16 protein-coding genes are annotated in these 18,595 nt (G+C 62.1%); 12 read left to right on the forward strand and 4 right to left on the reverse strand.

The genetic code is table 11. From position 1 onward, the window contains the following. Positions 1-126 precede the first annotated feature (126 nt). Entirely contained in the window at positions 127-4,650 is a 4,524-nt protein-coding gene (locus tag ABR989_RS12360; protein ID WP_428128948.1) for a DNA glycosylase AlkZ-like family protein, read from the reverse strand. A 42-nt stretch (positions 4,651-4,692) separates the two neighbouring features. Next, entirely contained in the window at positions 4,693-5,094 is a 402-nt protein-coding gene (locus ABR989_RS12365; protein ID WP_428128949.1) for a response regulator, read from the reverse strand. A gap of 177 nt (positions 5,095-5,271) precedes the next feature. Between ABR989_RS12365 and nadA the strand changes: the two genes are divergently transcribed. The 8 genes from nadA (at position 5,272) to ABR989_RS12405 (ending at position 13,455) form a co-directional block, all read left to right on the forward strand. Beyond that, a complete protein-coding gene (gene nadA, locus ABR989_RS12370) occupies positions 5,272-6,285 on the forward strand; it encodes a quinolinate synthase NadA (protein ID WP_428128952.1) in 1,014 nt (337 codons plus the stop codon). A gap of 59 nt (positions 6,286-6,344) precedes the next feature. Next, positions 6,345-6,983, forward strand: coding sequence for an NUDIX hydrolase (locus ABR989_RS12375; protein ID WP_428128955.1), 639 nt, complete (start codon positions 6,345-6,347; stop codon positions 6,981-6,983). 21 nt (positions 6,984-7,004) lie between these two features. Next, entirely contained in the window at positions 7,005-7,427 is a 423-nt protein-coding gene (locus tag ABR989_RS12380; protein ID WP_428128957.1) for a CYCXC family (seleno)protein, read from the forward strand. Between the two features lie 2 nt (positions 7,428-7,429). Next, positions 7,430-8,047: a DedA family protein gene (locus tag ABR989_RS12385; protein WP_428128958.1), complete on the forward strand. Its 618-nt coding sequence runs from the start codon at positions 7,430-7,432 to the stop codon at positions 8,045-8,047. 126 nt (positions 8,048-8,173) lie between these two features. Further along, positions 8,174-9,673, forward strand: coding sequence for a DNA methyltransferase (locus ABR989_RS12390; protein WP_428128961.1), 1,500 nt, complete (start codon positions 8,174-8,176; stop codon positions 9,671-9,673). Positions 9,674-9,681: 8 nt separating this feature from the next. Next, entirely contained in the window at positions 9,682-10,380 is a 699-nt protein-coding gene (locus ABR989_RS12395; protein ID WP_428128962.1) for a hypothetical protein, read from the forward strand. Positions 10,381-10,565: 185 nt separating this feature from the next. Further along, positions 10,566-12,065 carry a sensor histidine kinase gene (locus ABR989_RS12400; protein ID WP_428128963.1) on the forward strand — a complete coding sequence of 500 codons (1,500 nt, stop codon included), beginning with the start codon at positions 10,566-10,568 and terminating at the stop codon, positions 12,063-12,065. Beyond that, a complete protein-coding gene (locus tag ABR989_RS12405) occupies positions 12,037-13,455 on the forward strand; it encodes a sigma-54-dependent transcriptional regulator (RefSeq protein WP_428128964.1) in 1,419 nt (472 codons plus the stop codon). Before ABR989_RS12400 ends, ABR989_RS12405 begins: the two co-directional genes overlap by 29 nt. 28 nt (positions 13,456-13,483) lie before the next feature. Here the strand turns inward: ABR989_RS12405 and ABR989_RS12410 are convergent, their stop codons facing one another. Next, positions 13,484-13,816, reverse strand: a complete 333-nt coding sequence (locus tag ABR989_RS12410; protein ID WP_428128967.1) for a gamma-glutamylcyclotransferase family protein — start codon at positions 13,814-13,816, stop codon at positions 13,484-13,486. A 70-nt stretch (positions 13,817-13,886) separates the two neighbouring features. On the opposite strand from ABR989_RS12410, the gene ABR989_RS12415 reads away from it, so the two are divergent. Genes ABR989_RS12415 through ABR989_RS12430 form a run of 4 tightly spaced genes read left to right on the forward strand, consistent with a single transcriptional unit; the run spans position 13,887 to position 17,167 of the window. Next, on the forward strand, positions 13,887-14,642 hold the full coding sequence (locus tag ABR989_RS12415) for an MlaE family ABC transporter permease (protein WP_428128970.1): 756 nt from the start codon (positions 13,887-13,889) through the stop codon (positions 14,640-14,642). After that, positions 14,642-15,391: an ABC transporter ATP-binding protein gene (locus ABR989_RS12420; RefSeq protein ID WP_428128972.1), complete on the forward strand. Its 750-nt coding sequence runs from the start codon at positions 14,642-14,644 to the stop codon at positions 15,389-15,391. Before ABR989_RS12415 ends, ABR989_RS12420 begins: the two co-directional genes overlap by 1 nt. 21 nt (positions 15,392-15,412) lie before the next feature. Further along, complete coding sequence (locus ABR989_RS12425; RefSeq protein WP_428128975.1) at positions 15,413-16,615, forward strand: MlaD family protein; 1,203 nt, start codon at positions 15,413-15,415, stop codon at positions 16,613-16,615. Positions 16,616-16,675: 60 nt separating this feature from the next. Beyond that, positions 16,676-17,167: a hypothetical protein gene (locus ABR989_RS12430; protein WP_428128978.1), complete on the forward strand. Its 492-nt coding sequence runs from the start codon at positions 16,676-16,678 to the stop codon at positions 17,165-17,167. Between the two features lie 77 nt (positions 17,168-17,244). Here the strand turns inward: ABR989_RS12430 and ABR989_RS12435 are convergent, their stop codons facing one another. Beyond that, positions 17,245-17,964, reverse strand: a complete 720-nt coding sequence (locus ABR989_RS12435) for a hypothetical protein (protein ID WP_428128980.1) — start codon at positions 17,962-17,964, stop codon at positions 17,245-17,247. Positions 17,965-18,595: the final 631 nt, after the last annotated feature.

Raw genomic sequence — 18,595 nt, forward strand, 5'->3', positions numbered from 1 at the left:
AATGGAAGAATCGGACGCGAGTTCCAAATCCGGCGCTCAGCCCAATCCGATTCGATTTGCTATCCGTTCAGAATACCGCGCGAGCGCGCCCAATCAACTGGCCAACTGGCGGGAGACGATGGCGTTCTAGCCGGGGCCGGCGCTGCGGCGCGATGCGCGCGCGGGCGCCGGGCCGTGCAACCCGTCGAAGACCAGCGAGCGTCCGTCGGAATGGAATCGCATCGCGGCCAGAATGCCGACCCGCGGCGATTCGAGCGCCGCCACGCCGTCGATTGAATCGATCGTGATACGCTGCTTCAGCGCCAGAAGAGCCGCCACCGCCGCGCTGAAACTCTCGTCATCGGCGCCGCGCTCGCCCGCCGTGATCATCGCGCGTCCCTGCAATCCCGCAATCACGCGGCCGGCGCGAATGACCACGACGTTGGCCGCCTCGCGCGCGATACCGTATCCGGCAATCACGGCGCCGTACGGATTGGCGGGATCGATCGCGCTCAACGCAACCGGTTTCTCTCGCGCCGGAATGAGGCTCCGCGCCGCGCGCAGCATCTCGACCGCCTCTGGCAGGGCATATTGTTCCCCCGAAATCGATCTCACGAACCACCCCCGCCGAATCGCGCCGCTATATTCCAGCCGCCGCAGCGCAAACGCGATCTCGCTCCACGAGATATGCGTCGATTCGAGGCCGAGCATCTCCCGGGCGAGAATTCCATGACGCTCGAGCAATTTGAGCGCGAGATCCCGCGCGTCATCCGGGCCGCCAGCGCGATGCTCGCCCGCGCGTATCAGCGACCATCGGCCCGCCAGACTCGACTTCAGCCGCGCGCGAACCGCCGCGTCGTGACGAGTCGTCGGGCGGTGTGCGACCGACTCGAGCGCGCGCTCGGCGCCGCGATCGTCGGCAAACATCCGGATCGGCGCAAAGTTGTCGTTGCTCACGCGCCCCAACGCCGCCATCCGCCATAACGCGGACAATGCGTCGCGCTCCGAAACATTCGCTCGCTCCGAAACCTCGTCCAGGTACTGCGCACCCGCGGCTCCCAGAGCCTCCAGCACCGCCTGCTCCTTCGCGTCCGCCGGCGCGGATTCTTCGCGCGGTACAAACAGAGTGGCCTTGCGCGCAATGAATGTGACCCGCGACGGTGTGCTCGCGGGACGCGCGCCTTCGATACCTTCTTCGGCAACGGCGACCCACTTCATCTGGCCGCTCATGCAGACCAGGTCGAGCATCTCGGGCCGATAGCCTGCGATGCGCGCCGGGATAATCGCGTGCTCCCAAATCTCGGGCGTCGCCGCGATTCCTGACAGCTGTTCGAGCACCGCAGCTACGCCGCTCTGATCGGCCGGCAGCTCAGCGCCGCCGACGCGCATCCATCGCAGCCGAAACGCCGCGTACTCGTGATCCGCGCACGGCTCGATTTCAGCGCGCACCCGCGCCAGCGTCATCCGATGAATCCGTTCCAGGTTGTAGCGGTCGCACCATTGAATCGCATCGGCGCGCGTGAAATGACCGCGAAAAATCCCGCCATCCCCTTCCAGCGCCGCGAGAATCCGCTCGATGTCCGATTCTTTGATATGCAGTAGCGCCGCGATTTCACCGGCAGTCGCCGGTCCGCAAGTCTTCAGCGCGCGGCGCACGAGTTCGGCGCGCGCACCGTCGCCATCGCGGCCCTCGTCGCTCGACTGGAAACCGCCGTCAATCGATGCGGTGGGATACGCGGCGGCAAAGACGCCCTTGTCTTCGCTCGCGATTATTCGCTCTGCCGATTCGCCGCTTAAGTTGACACGCGCGATTCGCCGCTCCGCGTCCAACTCCGCCAGCATCGCGCGTCCGCCCTCGCCGGCGCGTTCTTCGGCCTCGGCCTGCGTGAGCGAACCGTGCGCCCGAATCAATTCGTACAATTCGTCGCGCGAGCGCGGCCTGCGTCCGGCCGCGCGGCCCGTCACTTCGGCTACGACGCTGTCGACCGCTTCCGCCGAGAGCAGATCGGAAAGGTCTTCTTTGCGGAACACGTCCTCGGCCATGCCGCGATTCATCGTCACGGTCCGCGAACGGCGATTGGCGCGTTCGCCGTCGTCGAGAAATGAATAGTCCGACGCGAGCAGGATGCGATGGGCAAACACCGACGGCGCGATCGCATCGACCGCGACGGTGCGAATCGCGCCGCTCTCGATGCCTTCGAGCATCCGCACCGTGCGCGGCAGGTCGGTGGACTCCTCCAGGCATTCGCGAATCGTTTCCTCGATCACAAAATGGTCCGGGAGTTCGATCGTGGCCGGCCGGTTCTCGAAGCAGGCTTGCTGGCCGGGAAAAATCGCGGACAGAAGTTCCTGCGAGCGAAGGCGTTGAATCCAGGCGGGAACCTTCTTGCCGCGCGATGAGCGCATCACCGCGAGTGCGCGCGTCGCGACGTGGCGGAAGCGCACTTCGAACATCGGCGCACCCAGGATCGCCTGGATAAGTACGTCGCGCGCGTTGCGCGCCTTCAGCATGCTGAACAGAGTGTCGAGCGGGAAACTATGCCGCGAATTCAGCGCGAGCAGCACGCCGTCGTCGATCGCCGACGCCTGGATTTCGAAATCGAACGACTGGCACAGGCGCTTTCGAATCGCCAGACCGAGTCCGCGATTGAGGCGGATTCCGAATGGCGTGTGAATGACGATTTGCGTGCCGCCCAGGCCGTCGAAGAAGCGCTCGATGACGACGGTCTTTTCGTCCGGGATCGCGCCGAGCGCCTCGACGCCGCGGCGGACGTAGTCCACGGCTTGCGTGGCGGCGCGATCCGACATCGCGCATTCGCTCATCAGCCAGTCAGCGGCCGATTCGTTGCGTTCGAGACGGCTCCAAATCTCGCGGCGAAGATCGCAAATCTCCGCCGACAGCGCCTGCGAGCGGCCGCCTGCCTCGGTCTGCCAGAAAGGCAGCGTCGGAGCCATCCCGGGCGCCGGCTCGACCATCAGGCGTCCGCGCGAGATGCGCTGAATCTGCCAGGGCATCGAGCCGAGCGAGAACACGTCGCCGCGCGACGACTCCTGCGCGAAGTCCTCCTCGACATCGCCGACCTTTCGGCCCTCGGACTCGATCACGACGTCGTAGTTGCCGGCTTCGGGGATCGTTCCGCCCGAGGTGATGGCCGACAGGCGGGCGGATCGCCGCGGGCGGACGCGGGCGTTGACGCGGTCGAAGAAAATCTTTGGCGACGCGCCCATGATTCGCTCGGGCAACTCGGCCGAGAGCTGTTCGAGCAGATGGCGCAGCTTGCCGGCGTCGAGATCGCCGAAGTTGTAGGCGCTGCGCAGCACGCGCAGCAGCTCGGCTTCGGAGATTTCCTCTTCCTCGGCCGCGATTGCGACGATTTGCTGCGCCGCGATATCGGCGCATCCCATCGGAATTTCCACTTCGTCCAGATGCCCGCGGCGAATCGCGCGCACCGCCGCGCCGCATTCGAGCAAATCGTCGGTGGTCAGCGCGAAGAAGCGTCCCTTGGGAGTCGCGCCGAGGCTGTGCCCCGAGCGCCCGACGCGTTGAATCGCGGCCGCGATGGACTTGGGCGAATCGACCTGGCACACGAGCTCGACGGCGCCGACGTCGATGCCGAGTTCGAGCGACGCGGTCGCGACGATCGCCTTCAACTCGCCGCGCTTGAGCCGTTGCTCGGCGAGCAGGCGCTCGGCGCGCGCGAGGCTGCCATGATGCGCCATCACGGCGTCAGCGCCGAGCCGCTTCTGCAGATTGAGTGCGACCCGCTCGGCAAAGCGGCGGCTGAGCGTGAAAACCAGCGTCGTGCGATGCTCGCCGATCAGGCGCGCGACTTCGTCGTACATCGCTTCCCAATGCGGATGAGTGGCCAGCGGTCCAAGCTCGGGGCCGGGCGCGATGACCTGGAGATCCATCGTGCGGACGCGATCGTCGGCGCGAACTATTTTTATCGGACGCGGTGAGCGCGAATTGCCGCGCGCCACGTCGTAGCCGGCCAGGAACGCGGCCAGCTTTTCGATCGGATTCAACGTCGCCGACAGGCCGATTCGATTGGGCCGCGGCCGCCCGCGACTCGTCACGAAGCGTTCCAGGCGTTCGAGAGTCAGCGCGAGATGCGCACCGCGCTTGTTGCCGGCCAGCGCGTGGAGTTCATCGACGATCACGTGGCGGACGGCGGCGAGTTTTTCGCGGAACTTCGGCGAGGTCAGCAGGATGAACAGCGACTCGGGCGTCGTGACCAGAATGTGCGGCGGCCGCCGGAGCATCGCAGTGCGCTCACTCGCGGAGGTGTCGCCAGTGCGAAGACCGGCGCGAATGCGCGAAAGATCGAGGCCCGATTCGGCGCCGACGTCGCGCACGCCGTCGAGCGGCTCCTCGAGATTGAGCCGAATGTCGTTGGCCAGCGCCTTGAGCGGCGAAACGTACAGGACCGAGACTTCATCGCAAAGCCGATCGCGCGCCGCGTCGAGGACGAGGCCGTTGATTGCCCACATGAAGGCGGCCAGAGTCTTGCCGCTGCCGGTCGGCGCGCATAGCAGGACGTCGAAGCCGGGCGCGTCGTTGGCGGCGCCGATGACGGGCCATCCCAGCTCTTGCGCGCGCGAGGGCGCGCTGAAGCGGCGCTCGAACCAGGTGCGAACGGCAGGATGGAAGTCGTCGAGCGCGCAGTGCATTAGGGGAAATATATCACCGGCATGCGATCCGGAAGAAATTAATTAGCGCTCGGAGGGGCGCAGCAGATCGGGGAGGCGAGCGGTGAATTCGCTGCGCGAGAGCGTCAGCTCGTAGCCTGCTTCGCGGGCGGCCTTCAGGGGTTTCAAATCTACGTGCGAGGCGAATCCGATCACGCGCGCGCCGGGAGCAGCCGCGCGGATTTGTTTCAGGGTCTCGAGCGCGGGAAAGGCGTCGTCTGAGAGATCGGTGAAGACGACGGAGGGTTTCAATTCGGCGCACCGCGAGGCAACGGCGTCGAGCGTCGAGGCGTAGCCAACTTCGGCGCCGACGGCGGCGGCGACAGCTTCGATCTTCGAGCGGAAGAACAAGTCGCGGACGAGGCCGAGTGCTGTTTGACGGCTCATGATCGGGCGCTCAGTGAATCCCGCGATCCAATACTTCATCCATCACATTAACTCCTGAAAAAGCGCCGTTTCGTTGTCCGCGTGCGCAATTGCAACTGGATTTATCAGAGCGGCGCCCCTCTTCGCCACCGGGAGAGCGGCTTGCAAAGACGGCCGGCCTGGAGTAAGTGTCATATTGACGCAAAGTAATGACGGCCACGCTGAAGAGGACTCACGGTGAACCAATCTGTTGAAACTGCGGTTAGCGGGATCGCGCTCCACGACAAGCTCGGCGTGCTCGGCAACGAGACCTACACGGCTGACACGTGCGAGCGCTACGCGGACATGATCGCGGAGATCAAGCGGCTGAAAAAGGCGCGCCGCGCGGTGGTGCTCGCGCACAACTATCAGCGGCCGGAGATTTTCGAGGTCGCCGATTTTATCGGCGACTCGCTGGAGCTGGCGCGCAACGCGCGCGACGTGCGCAACGCCGACGTGATCGTCTTTTGCGGCGTTCACTTCATGGCGGAGACGGCCAAGGTCTTCAACCCCGATCGCAAGGTGCTGCTGCCGGATCTGAAGGCGGGATGCTCGCTGGCGGACAGCGTGACGGCCGAGCGGCTGGCGGATCGCAAGGAAGAACTGCTGAAGATCTATCCCGACCTGAAGGTGGTGTCGTACGTCAATTGCACGGCCGACGTCAAAGCGTTGTCCGACGCGTGCTGCACGTCATCCAACGCCGCGAAGATCGTAGAGCGGATCGACTCGGACAATATCCTGTTCGTGCCCGATCAGAATCTCGCCAACTACGTGCAGGGGCAGACGCGCAAGCGGGTAATTTCGTGGGACGGTAACTGCTACGTTCATCACCAGATAACTCCCGACGAGATAAACAAGGTCAAGCGCGCGATTCCCGGGATCAAGGTGATTGCGCATCCCGAGTGCCGGCGCGACGTGCTCGCGCTCGCCGACGCGGTGTTGTCCACCAGCGCGATGATCGGTTACGCGCGAAGCAGCGACGCCGACAAGTTCCTGGTGGTGACGGAATGCGGGCTCTCGGACCGCCTCCTGATGGAAATTCCCGACAAGCGCTTCTACAAGGTGTGCAAGCTATGCCGGTTCATGAAGATGATCACGCTCGAGGGCACGCTCGATTCACTGCGCCATCTGCGCTACGAAATCGAACTTTCCGACGACGTGCGCGCGGGCGCGAAGCGGGCCCTGGAGCGCATGCTCGAGCTGAGCGTCTGAGCGCGAACGCACAAGGCGTCGCGGCCGGCGCGGCGCGTGGCCAACGGCTGGCGCGGCCGATGGTCGCGGTGGACACCGTGTTGTTCGCGATCAACGGCGGGCGCCTGCAGACCTACCTGGTCGAGCTGCGCCGCGGACCGGGTCGCGGGCGGTGGGCGTTTCCGGGCGGCCTGGTGCGAGTGGGGGAACTGCTCGACGAGGCGGCGCGGCGCGAGCTTTACGATTCGACGGGACTTCGCGGCGCTTATCTCGAGCAGCTGTTCACGTTTGGAGATCCGTCGCGCGACCCGCGTGCGCACGTGGTGTCGGTCGCGTACATGGCGTTGATTCCCGACCCGCAGGGCATCGGCGCGCCATGCGACAAATACGCGACCGGCAGATGGTACGAAGTCGCGCGTCTGCCGCAGCTTGCGTACGATCACTCGCTGATGGCGGCGTATGCGGTCAAGCGGCTGAAGTCGAAACTCGAGTACACGAATATCGCGTATGCGTTGCTGCCCCGGGAATTCGCGTTCGCCGAGTTCGAGGAACTATACTCGCTAATCCTCGGCCGTCCGCTCGATCGGCGAAACTTCCGCCGGCGGATTCTCGCGATGGGCCTGCTCAAACGCCTGCCGCATACGCGGCGCGGACCGCATCGGCCGGCCGCTCTATACAGTTTTGCGAATCAAAGCCTAAGATTCATCGAGATGCTATAATTTCCGGCTGCGGAGAGACTCATGTTCGAGGGCGTCAAAGGAATTGTCGCACTGACGGCCGCCGCGGTGGTGGTGGTGGCATTCTCTTACGCCGGCTATGTGTCCACTCAGGCGCAGCCGCCGGCGGGCCAGGTGGCCGTGGCCTCCGATGGTGCGGCGCGGCTGCGGGTAACGCTCGACCCGAACAATTTCCAGGGCGATGTGCGCGAGGCATATGAGATCGCCGAGCGCAATCCCACGCTGCTGGCGCAATTGCATTGCTACTGCGGATGCGACAAAACGAACGGGCACAAGAACCTGCTCGATTGCTACCGTGATACGCACGGCAGCAGGTGTGCGATCTGCGTCGGCGAGGCTCACGATGCTCAGTCGATGGCAACCCGGGGCATCCCGGTCGAACAAATCCGCGACGCATTGCGCGCGCGTTACGCCCACGGGAGCTGAGCTTGGCCGGGCTGATCTCCGCGTACATCGAACACTTCACCTATCTTGGATTGTTCGTTGTTCTGATGTTGTGCGGACTTGGGCTGCCGATGCCGGAAGACGTGGCGCTGCTCGCGGGCGGCTATTTGGCGCATCGCGGGATCACGCGCTACCCGATCACGCTGGCGGTCTCGCTGCTGGGCGTGGTCGCGGGCGACAACTCGCTGTTCTTTATGGGCCGGCGCTTCGGCTCGGGCCTGGTGCGCTACTTGGCGCTGGCGTGGCCGGGTCGGCAGCATCAGATCGAGCGCATCGAGCTTTTCATGCAGCGTCATGGGGCTCGCGCGGTGTTTTACGCGCGATTCCTGGCCGGTCTGCGCGCCTTGGTCTATTTGTCCGCCGGTTCTTTTGGCGTGCGCCCGGCGGTGTTTCTGCTCTACGATCTGCTCGGAGCGCTGATATCGGTGCCGATCGTCGTAACGCTGGGCTACATTTTTGGCAAGCAAATCGAGATGATAGTCAGATACATCGGCGGCTTCGAGCGGCTGATCGTGATCGTGGCGATCCTCAGCGCCGCGGTGTACGCGACCCGGTTGCTGGTTCTGCGCAAGGTCAACGAGCCCGTGACCAGGAACGGATAGGTCGAATTATTGGGAAATTATATACTTGACTCCCTCGGCTAAAGACCCAAGCCGCCAAAGCGCGGAAAACCCAAGAAGCAAATCGCACGGCGCAAGCAGCTTGGCTAACGGGCGCGAGGCACAATAATGACAAGGCGAAGCGCGCTGATAGATACGCGCGTAATCTACTGCGGGGACTGCCTCGACCAGCTTGCGGGGCTTCCGAATCACTGCGTTGACCTGATCTACATCGACCCGCCGTTCAACTCGAATCGAAACTACGAGGTGTTTTGGGGCGAGACGAAAGAGAAGCGCTCTTTCGAGGACCGCCACGCTTCAACCCAAGCCTATATCGAGTTCATGCGCCCGCGATGCGTCCAGCTTGCCCGCGTTCTCAAGGAAACGGGCAGCTTTTACTATCACTGCGATTGGCACGCCAGCCATTACGTGAAGGTGATGCTCGACCAGATTTTCGGCGAGAACAATTTTCAGAATGAGATCGTCTGGAAGCGTAGCACGGCGCACACTGACGCCCGGCAAGGCAGTAAGCACTTCGGGCGAATACACGACGTGCTTTTGTTCTATACGGGAGGTTCGCAGGATTATCCGTGGAATCAGCTCTACCAGCCGTTAGGAGAGGAATATATCCGCTCCCATTATTCGCAGGTCGATGAGGAGGGCCGACGCTTTCAATGGGACAATCTATCCGGTCCCGGTGCAGCCGCTAAGGGCAATCCGTACTATGAGGTTTTGGGTGTAAAAGGCTACTGGCGCTATAGCAAAGAACGGATGGACAAGCTGATCGCGGAAGGTCGGGTTGCGATACCGTCCAAAGGGGCAACGCCGCGTTACAAGCGGTATCTGGATGAATCAAAAGGGCTTGCGTTGCAGAGTGTCTGGGACGATCTGCCGCCCGTCAATTCACAAGCACGCGAGTCGCAGGGGTACCCCACGCAGAAACCCATTGCCCTACTGGATCGAATAATAGGGGCCAGCAGCAATCCCGGCGATATTGTATTGGATGCTTTCTGCGGTTGCGGTACGGCATTGATTTCCGCTCAGAATCTCAAGCGCCAGTGGATCGGCATCGACATTTCTCCGACTTCCTGCCGGGTGGTGGCAAACAGGCTCCGCAAAGAATGCGCGCTGCGCGAGAATGAGGACCTGTGGCGTGCCGGGCGTGGCTTCATCGTGCGCGATCTCCCGAGATCGGAAGCGGAACTTCGCAAAATCCCACCGTTTGAGTTCGAGAACTGGGCAGTGATCGCGCTTGGCGGAATCCCGAACAAAGCGCAAGTCGGCGACAAGGGAATCGACGGGCGCATTTATCCGGTATCGGCCATCGAACATCGGCGCGATGCCGCCCAACGGCGCGAGCGCGAAGCGGGTGCCCGCGAATTGGGCTTTATGGATCAATGGTATCCAATCCAGGTTAAGCAAAAGGATAAAACAGGCCGCCCGGACATTGATTCGTTTGAGGCCGTGATGGCCCGCGAGGATCGAACCAAAGGCTTCTTCGTCTCGTTCGATTATTCCTCGGATGCGCTAACCGAGATTGACCGCTACTTTCGCAAGTCGGGCAATGTAATCGTGCCGCTCACCGTCAAGGAAATTCTCGACGAACAGATTGCTCAGAAATTGGCGTAGCGAAGCCGATGCCGTGGCAATTCTACCAGTATTTGCGCGCGCTCATGAAGCACGCTTGGGCTATTCTTGCGGCGATTGTCGGCAGTGCTCTGCTTGCACTGCCGAGTTTGGTAAGGCCGGCCCTATCGCCCATCTGGCAAAGACGATTGGATTCGTTGCTCGCTTCGAGCCCGACCGAGATTCGGCACGCCTATTTGGTGCTCCTCCCGGTCGGCTTATTCTGGGCTACATATCGCGCATGGAAGGAAGAGAATGATGCACGTATCAAGGCTGAGAAAGAGTCTCCCGCCGATCATCGGGCCGAACTTGCTTCGGTCAGGACGGAGCTCGAAGGGTTGCGGCGGCATCAGCAACGTTCGATCACTCGCCAACAATGGGACGCGATCGAGACGGCCTATCGATTGTCTCCGCAGCAACGACCCAAGCTCGCAATTAAGACTCCCTTCAACGATTCGGAGGCCGAAAAGTACGCTCAAGATTTTGAGGGATTGTTCTATTGTGGTGGAAGCCGCGATGCGAAGATCGATGCCGATATGAAGGGGCTGATTGTGCGCGTTCATAATCGCAGCGCGCCTTCAACCCGAGCACGGTTTTTCTCGCAAACACTTAAGGCCGCGGGGATCGCTAACGAAATTAAGGAGCTAGAACTTCAATTTCCCATCAATCCAAATCTTGACTGTGAGCTGGTGATTGGTGGAAACGATTGAGCATTTCCCGTTTGCGCTTTGCGGCACGCTTTTTCTGGGCGCGTGTTCGTGTTGATGGCGGGTCGTCCGAATCAGAATCTGGCCTGTCAGGTTGCTGCCTATTTTGCGATTTTGGCGGCAGGGGAGCCACGTATATAATTCTCTATTATTGCGTGGCCATGCCGGCCTGGCCGGCGATATCGAAAATGGAATCATACTTTCCCGCGCTGAACCTCAAAGCCAAACTGATCGTGCTGATGGTAGCCCTGCTCGGGCTTACGCTGGGCGCCGAGGTGTGGGTCAGCCTGGGCACGCAGGCGGCGATCGTCGCGACCACCCAGGAGAGGGTCAAGGACCTGGCGCGCGTGATCCAGATCAGCGTGCAGGAGCTGACCGCGGTGGGCGGCACCGATCGCGATCTGCTGCACACCTACGTTGGCGACCTGCACACCAAGGGACTCGAAGTGTCGATCGCATCGAGCGAAAATCTGATCCTCAACAGCTCCAATCCGCATCTGATCGGTGCTGCCCTGCGGCCCAAGCAGGCCGAATGGCTTACCCCCGACCAACTCAAGCATCCCGATGACCTGCTGACTATTCCGGCCGGCAAGCTCGGTCCGCTCGCGCCGGAGACCACGGTCTATCTGATTCCGGTCGAGGTCGAAGATCATCTGCTTGGCTACGTGCAGGTGGTGGCGAATTTTGGCGACTTCGCGCAGCCGCTGGCGCAGAGCCGGACCCGCGAGCTGATGATCGCGTTTGCGATTTTCGCAATCGGCCTGGTCTTCGCTTACATCCTCGCCGATCGCTACGTGAAGCCGATTCATGCGGTCGCGGACGCGGCGCAGAATATCGCGGCGCGCGGCCTGGAACCGGTTCTGGAGGCGCATCGGCGCGACGAGATCGGCTTGCTGACGCGCAGCTTCAACGACATGGTCGGCCAGCTCCGGCATGCGCGCGAGCGCGAGCAGGAACTAAACCGGCTCGAACGATTCACGGCGCTCGGGCAATTGGCCGGCGGCCTGGCGCATGAAATCAAGAACCCGCTGAACTTCATCAGCCTTGCACTCGATCAGCTCCGCGCCCGCTATGCTCCGCAGCAGCCCAACGATCGCGAAGCGTTTCTGCATCAGCTCGTGATCATGAAGGACGAGATGCGGCGGTTGTCGGAGCTGGTGCAAAGCTTTTTGCATTACGGCAAGCCGATCGAGATATTCCCGGCGCCCACCGACGTGCGTCAGCTGGTGGATGAAGTCGTGGCGCTGTCGGAATCGAAAATGAAAAGCCAGGGGATCGAGCTGGTCGAGGAATGCAACGGGGCCTCCCCCATTCTCAACGTGGACGCCGAGAAACTCCGCACCTGCTTTATCAACGTGGTCGCCAACGCGATCCAGGCGATGCCCGAAGGCGGCACGATGGGTATTGCAATTCGGCGCGTCGACGGCGCGATGGTGATTACTTTTTCGGACACCGGCGCGGGTATCGAGGCTGAAGTCGTGAACCACGTCTTCGAGCCGTTTTTCACCACCAAGCGCGAAGGAATCGGTCTCGGGCTGTTCCTGTCGAGGGCGATTGTCGAGACCCACGGCGGTACAATCGATATCGGACCCAACGCCGACGGACCCGGAACCACGGTAACTTTCACCTTCCCGCCAAGCGCGGTACACGGACACAATCATGACCCAGGCCTCAGTGCTGGTCGTTGAAGACAACGACCTCGAACGCCAGATCACCGCGGACACGTTGCGCGAAGAGGGATTCGCAGTCGAAGAGGCTGCGGTCGGCAAGCGCGCGATCGAGTTGCTGGCGCTGTCGCGTTTCGACGTCGTGCTGACGGACCTCATGATGCCGGGGATGTCGGGCGAGGAGCTGCTCGCGAAAGTGCGCGGCGCCTATCCGGCCAGCCAGGTGGTGGTGCTGACCGCGCACGGCTCGACCGACAGCGTCGTGCAAGCGATGAAGGCGGGCGCGTTCGACTACCTCGAGAAGCCGACCGATCGCGAGAAACTCGTGACGAGAGTGGCCAAGGCGGCGGAATTCGCGAACCTGCAGCAGGAAAATCAGCTCCTGAAGCGGCGCCTGGAAGGCACCTTCGAGATCGAGGGCATAATCGGACAGGATCCCGCCATCCAGGAAGTGATCCGGCTGGTGCGGCGAGTCGCGCCGTCGAATTCGACGGTCCTTATCCAGGGCGAGAGCGGGACCGGCAAGGAAATCGTGGCCAAGGCGATCCATCGGCTGTCGCCGCGCGCGGCGCGCCAGTTCGTCGCGATCAATTGCTCGGCGATTCCCGACAATTTGATCGAGAACGAACTGTTCGGCCACGAGCGCGGCGCGTTCACAGGCGCCAACGAGCGCAAGATCGGGCTGTTCGAGAGCGCCGACAAATCAACGCTGTTTCTCGACGAGATCGCCGACCTGCCGCAGGGAATGCAGGCGAAGATTCTGCGCGTCCTGCAGGAAAAGGAACTGCGCCGCGTCGGCGGCAACGATTCCTTTCGCATCGACGTGCGCCTGGTCGCCGCGAGCAACCGCAACATCGCCGAGGAAGTCGGCGAGGGCCGCTTCCGCGAGGACTTGTACTATCGCATAAACGTCGTGACCGTCACTTTGCCGCCGCTGCGCGATCGGCGCGGCGACATTCCGCTGCTCGCCAATCACGCACTGGCCAAGTTTGGACATCTTGCCGAAGGCCGCGTGAAAGAGATTGGGCGCGAGGCGATGGAAGTCCTGCTCGACTACTCGTGGCCGGGCAATGTGCGCCAGCTCGAGTCCGCGCTCGAGCGTGCGATTCTGCTCTGCGAGGGGGACAAGGTGATGCCGCGCGATTTGCCCGATGAAGTCCTGTCGCGCAAGAAGCCGGGCCGCAGCAGGGACAGTCAGCGCGGCGACAGATACGAGATTCCGAGCGAGGGCTTCAATTTCGAAACCTTCGAGCGCGACGCAATCCTGCAGGCGCTCGAGCGCAATGACTGGGTGATCGCAAAGGCGGCAAAAATGCTCGCCATGAGCTATCGAACTCTGCAGTACCGAATCGACAAGTTCGGCTTGAAGCGCGGAGAACAGCCCAAGCCACCCCCGGCCGAAGTGAAGTGACAGGCAGAGTCAGCGGTCTCTATCGCGATTAGTTCTTCGCCCAGTTCGTCGGCAGGTAAATCCAACATTCGATTTTGCGGCCGTCGGCGGCGAGCACTTCGATTCGCTCGCGCGTGTATAGCGCCGGCGCCTCTTCGTACTCGTCGAGGATCGCCAGGTCGCGCGCGCTCAGGCCTTCGAGGATTGCGCCATCTGTGACGGCGCCCGCCTGCTTTGCGACGAAGTAGTGGCGCTTTCGACCGCGCGCATAGCCCGGAACCCGCCCCGGGCTTGCGTCGATCGGCCTGCCCAGGAGGATCACGCGTTCGGCTGGATTCATCAGGGTGCCGTACACGAAAAGCAGCTCGTCGCCGTTATCCAAATTCGTTACCGCCGCAACTCCGTATTGCCGCACCCGCCGGCTTCGCTTACGCTCGCATCGTCAAAGCGCGATGCTGGAAAGAATATACCTGTTCCTCGACGAACTTGGCGAAGTCGGAGTACTGACCGGCGAATTTTTCCGCTACCTGGTGCGCCGCCCGTTCGAAGGCCGCCTGTTGCTCGATCAACTTGACGCGGTGGGCGTGCGATCGGTCAACGTCGTCAATCTCACCGCGATCTTTTCCGGCATGGTGCTGGCGCTGCAAATGGGCCAGTTCCTGGCGAAGTTCGGCGCCAAGATTTACGTGAGCCGGATAATGGGACTCTCGCTTTTGCGCGAGATGGGACCCGTGTTGAGCGCGCTGATGGTCGCGGCGCGCGTGGGCGCCGGCATCACGGCCGAGCTCGGCACAATGAAGGTAACAGAGCAGATCGACGCGATGCGCTCGCTGGCCACCAGTCCTGTCAAGAAGCTGGTGGTGCCGCGTGTGCTTGCGACCATCATCATGATGCCGGTGCTGACGGTGCTGGCCGATGCGATCGGATTGCTCGGCGGGCTGGTTATTTCGGTCACGCAGCTCGGCGTGAGCGCCGACTATTTCTACAGTTCGTTGATTCAGAACGTGCGGCTCGAGGACCTCCTGAGCGGACTTGGAAAATCGGTATTCTTCGGCTTCGAGATCGCGATAATCGCATGTTCGAAGGGCCTGTCCGCGACGGGGGGCGCCGATGGCGTGGGCCGCGCAACGACCTCGGCAGTGGTGGCCATCTCGATCACGGTGCTGATCTCGGATTTCTTTTTGACCAAGTTTTTTCTATCGATCTGATGCCGAACGACGGACGAAAACGATTCATCGAGGTCCACCAGCTCCGCAAGAGCTTCGGCGGCAAGCCGATCTTGCAGGGAGTCGATCTCGACGTCTTCGAAGGCGAAACCCTGGTCGTGCTCGGCGGCAGCGGCGAGGGCAAGAGCGTCATGCTGCGGCATCTCAACGGCCTCGAGCGGCCCGACAGCGGCGAGGTGATCGTCGAGGGCCGGCGGCTGAACAATCTCAGCGAGGACGCGATGGCCGATATCCGCAAGCAGGTCGCGATGGTGTTCCAGGGCGGCGCGCTGTTCGATTCGTTCACCGTGTTCGACAATGTGAGCTATCCGTTGCGCGAGCACGGCGGCATGGACGAGCCTGCGATCGAGCGGCGCGTGACCGAACTGCTGGACATGGTCGGAATGACGCGCGTCGAGCATCTTTATCCGGCGGAACTCTCCGGCGGAATGAAAAAGCGCGTGGCGCTGGCGCGGTCGATCGCGCTCCAGCCCAAGGCGGTTCTGTACGACGAACCGACCACGGGATTGGACCCCCTGGTGACGCACAAGATAAACTTGCTGATTCGGGGCTTGCAGCGGCAGTTGGCCTTTACGTCGGTCGTGGTGACGCACGATCTCAAGAGCGCGTTCATGGTCGGCGACCGCTTCGCGCTGCTCGACCAGGGACGGATAAGATTCAGCGGCACCGCCGACGAAGTGCGCACGACCGATGACGAATTGATGCGCGAATTCGTGGAGATTGCGCTATGACAATCACGATGCGAGGTGAGCGTGGCTGATTCCGCGTATTCGGGAGTGCGGGTCGGAGCATTGATCGCGGCCGGGCTCGCGATCCTGTGTTTCGCGATTCTCACGATCGGCCACGGCGCGCAATTCTTCACCCGCACCGAAATCCTGCAAGCTCATTTCGAGCGAATCAACGGCTTGCAGACCGGAGCGCCGGTAACCCTGTCGGGAGTGCGGATCGGCGCCGTCGAGTCGATAAAGTTTCCGCCCGAACCCGAGAACGGCTACGTCGTCGTGCGAATCTGGATCGAAGAATCCGCCGCGGAGCGCGTGCGAACCGATTCGATCATGCAGATTCATTCGATGGGGCTGCTCGGCGACAAGTTCGTCGCGCTGACGCCGGGCACGGCAGCCGCGCCACCCGCGACTCCGGACACCATCCTGGCTTCGGTCAACCCGATCGACTACGAGGCAATTCTGCAGCGCGAAGGCACCGACGATTTGATCGCAAACGTGATGGCGATCTCCGGTTCGCTGCGCTCGATACTCGAGTCAATCGAAAAGGGTCACGGATTGGTCAGTCAACTGGTTCGCGGCGAGGACGCCGCCCAGCCGAAAGATCGGCTGACGCTCGAATCGATTCAGCGCACGCTCGAACACGTCGACAAGCTGTCGATCGCGCTCAGCCAGGTGATGGACCGTATCAACAATGGCCGGGGCGTGGTCGGCGCGATGCTGAGCGATCAGACCGACGGCAAACAGTTCCTGGATAATCTCGCGGATACGGCGGCTAAGATTCGCCGGACCAGCGCGCGGCTGGACACGCTGATCGCGCGTTTCGACAAAGCCAACGGCATCTTACCGCAACTGATGGAGAACAAGGATTTCTCCGATGACGTGCTGTCGAACCTGCGCCGGTCGTCGCATGACTTGAAAGACATCCTGCAGAAGATCAACTCGAGCCAGGGCACCGCGGGCCTGATGGTCAACGACCCCACGCTGTACAACCAACTGACCGGCTTCATGGATAACGGCGGTGGATGGGGGCTTCGGATCATCAACGGCTTCTACGATTTGACCCATCCGTTCGCGAGCCCGGCGCCGGGTGCTGGCGCGCAGTCGGTGATGCTGACGGCGTCGCAAGCGGGCGCGTGCAGCGCGCAGCCGGCGCCGGCCACAGTGTCAGCGGCGATCCCCGCCATAGCTGCGCCTGCGCCAAGCGTCGTGAATTCATCTTCATCAAAGTGACGAGGACCCCGATGAAACAAGGTCAGGTTGCCGCAGATGTCTTCGTTATGTTAGCTCCGTATGAGGCTTGAGATATCGATGATGACGCAGCGGACATTTCTCGCACGCGCGGCCGTTGGGCTGCTCGCGCTATTCGCCGTCGCATGCTCCGCACTGAAAAGCGGGTCGCTAAGCACCGGCATGACGCCCGCGCAAGCGGTGCAGGCGATGGGTCAGCCTGACCTGAAGGATAACATCGCCGATCCCAACCACAGCGGCGCCAGCGTGTTGCGATACGTCTGGCTCGAGCCGGGCAAGGCGGCAATCTTCGGTTCCGACGATCGCCTCGCAAGCATCCAGGATGTCGAGACCAACACCAAGCAGCACGTCGAGCAGCAGGCTCGTGCCGAGGCGGCGGGGCCGCCGGAGCAGTTCGATCCGATCGAGACGCCGCTCAATTATCTGTTCTTTCCGGTCAAGGCTGCCACGATTTATTTCGGCGCTGGCGTCAATTGCGTCGGAGGCGGTGGCTGCCGGAAGCCGGAGCTTCCGTCGCCGGGTTCCGCCAGTTAGTCCGGAATTCCTGGAACTGAGATGAAGCGGCGGCCGATCGTCGGATCGGCCGCCGCTTCTTTTGGCGCATCGCTCATTTACGCTTGCGCTTCGCCGTTTACCTCGTGACCGTAGGGAGCCGCCGATTCAACTGCGCCCAGATGCTGCCCGATTGGAATTGGATGACGGGACAACGTCGGTTCGACCGGGAATGGATTGTCAAACCGAATCCGCCGCAACGAATCGCTGGTCGTGAAGCCACCCGCGAACACATCATGCACCAGCTTCGCCAGCGCCTCACCCTCGAGCACCATCGGCTGCACCCATATCTGGCCGCCGTCGGTCGTCTCGCAGTACGGCCACACGAATGGATCGCCAGTCTTCGCAAAGTTGCTCCGTACATATGCGCCCGACTGGTCGCATGGCTTGAGGGTCGGGTAAACCAGCAATGCCTGGACCTGCATCAGGCCCGCCAGAATAATCGCGCCGTGCTGTGCCAGCAGACCGGCGCCTCTGGCGAACGACCACAGCTCTCCACCCTCGATCACCGACCGCGGCGGCAGATGGGTCAAGTCGGGCCGCGGATAAGTTTGCGGGAAGCTGGCGAGATCGTGCATCACGAGTCCCGACATCATTTGCTCAGGGAGATCGTCGTCGTGCTCGAACAGCCCGTAGGGGAGCCCGTATTCGAGATGAATCTTCCCGACTTTGGACCGCCCCGTCTCCCGGAAGTGTGCGCCCTGCTCCGCGCGCGCCGCCTCCATCCGTTCGGCGAAAATTCGCCGTTCCCTCTCGGTCGTGAGTTGCCTTAGTTCCATTGCGTTCATACCTCCTGCAGCGGGGAGTTGATTCTCCCCGTCGTTGCCGAATGGAACTTAAGACTGGCGCAACGACCCGGAAGCGAGGAGGCCTGCCCGTCGCTGACAGCTTGAAGAGGCGGTATGAAAATCGAACATGGCCTGGTAAAAGGCGAAGTCGCCCTCTTTTACGCCCGCCTTCGGGGCCGCTTTCGATGCGAACCGGATTGGATGGCGCCCGGAGAGTACCGTCCCGGTCAACTCTGCTGGTGGTGGTCGCCACGAATGATTATTAAGTGACGCGGACGGTCGAATCCGCGGTCATTAGCTGACTCAGGGTGTCGTTAACAGAGTCATGCTGTTAGCGCAAGTGCAACTCGCTGCGGTCTTTTTCGACACTTGCATCGCGGGCAGCTATCACCGTACACTCGATGTTCATAACTGGGGGACCGTTGGTTGTGGCACTGAAGTCCGAGCGAAGTTTCGCGCTAGATGCACTGGTCGAAGAGATCCTGAGACGGGCGCGCTGTTCCCCGTCAGCACAAGTTGGACAGTTTGCAGCGATTGAGGAAGAGAGGGTTTTTGGCTCATCTTAACCCCAAAAGGAGCGGAGATGAGATCGAAAGCAGATACGCATTCGGAGGAAGCGGAA

It is taken from the genome of Binatus soli (SeqCode), from assembly GCF_050015535.1.
In the GTDB taxonomy this organism is placed as follows: Bacteria; Desulfobacterota; Binatia; order Binatales; family Binataceae; genus Binatus; species Binatus soli.

What these genes read in the sequence shown, in the direction of transcription:
- ABR989_RS12360 (WP_428128948.1), bottom strand. Translation starts at nt 4,650, where the DNA reads ATGCACTGCGCGCTCGACGACTTCCATCCTGCCGTTCGCACCTGGTTC.
- ABR989_RS12365 (WP_428128949.1), bottom strand. Translation starts at nt 5,094, where the DNA reads ATGAAGTATTGGATCGCGGGATTCACTGAGCGCCCGATCATGAGCCGT.
- ABR989_RS12375 (WP_428128955.1), top strand. Translation starts at nt 6,345, where the DNA reads ATGGTCGCGGTGGACACCGTGTTGTTCGCGATCAACGGCGGGCGCCTG.
- ABR989_RS12380 (WP_428128957.1), top strand. Translation starts at nt 7,005, where the DNA reads ATGTTCGAGGGCGTCAAAGGAATTGTCGCACTGACGGCCGCCGCGGTG.
- ABR989_RS12390 (WP_428128961.1), top strand. Translation starts at nt 8,174, where the DNA reads ATGACAAGGCGAAGCGCGCTGATAGATACGCGCGTAATCTACTGCGGG.
- ABR989_RS12395 (WP_428128962.1), top strand. Translation starts at nt 9,682, where the DNA reads ATGCCGTGGCAATTCTACCAGTATTTGCGCGCGCTCATGAAGCACGCT.
- ABR989_RS12400 (WP_428128963.1), top strand. Translation starts at nt 10,566, where the DNA reads ATGGAATCATACTTTCCCGCGCTGAACCTCAAAGCCAAACTGATCGTG.
- ABR989_RS12405 (WP_428128964.1), top strand. Translation starts at nt 12,037, where the DNA reads ATGACCCAGGCCTCAGTGCTGGTCGTTGAAGACAACGACCTCGAACGC.
- ABR989_RS12415 (WP_428128970.1), top strand. Translation starts at nt 13,887, where the DNA reads ATGCTGGAAAGAATATACCTGTTCCTCGACGAACTTGGCGAAGTCGGA.
- ABR989_RS12420 (WP_428128972.1), top strand. Translation starts at nt 14,642, where the DNA reads ATGCCGAACGACGGACGAAAACGATTCATCGAGGTCCACCAGCTCCGC.
- ABR989_RS12430 (WP_428128978.1), top strand. Translation starts at nt 16,676, where the DNA reads ATGAGGCTTGAGATATCGATGATGACGCAGCGGACATTTCTCGCACGC.
- ABR989_RS12435 (WP_428128980.1), bottom strand. Translation starts at nt 17,964, where the DNA reads ATGGAACTAAGGCAACTCACGACCGAGAGGGAACGGCGAATTTTCGCC.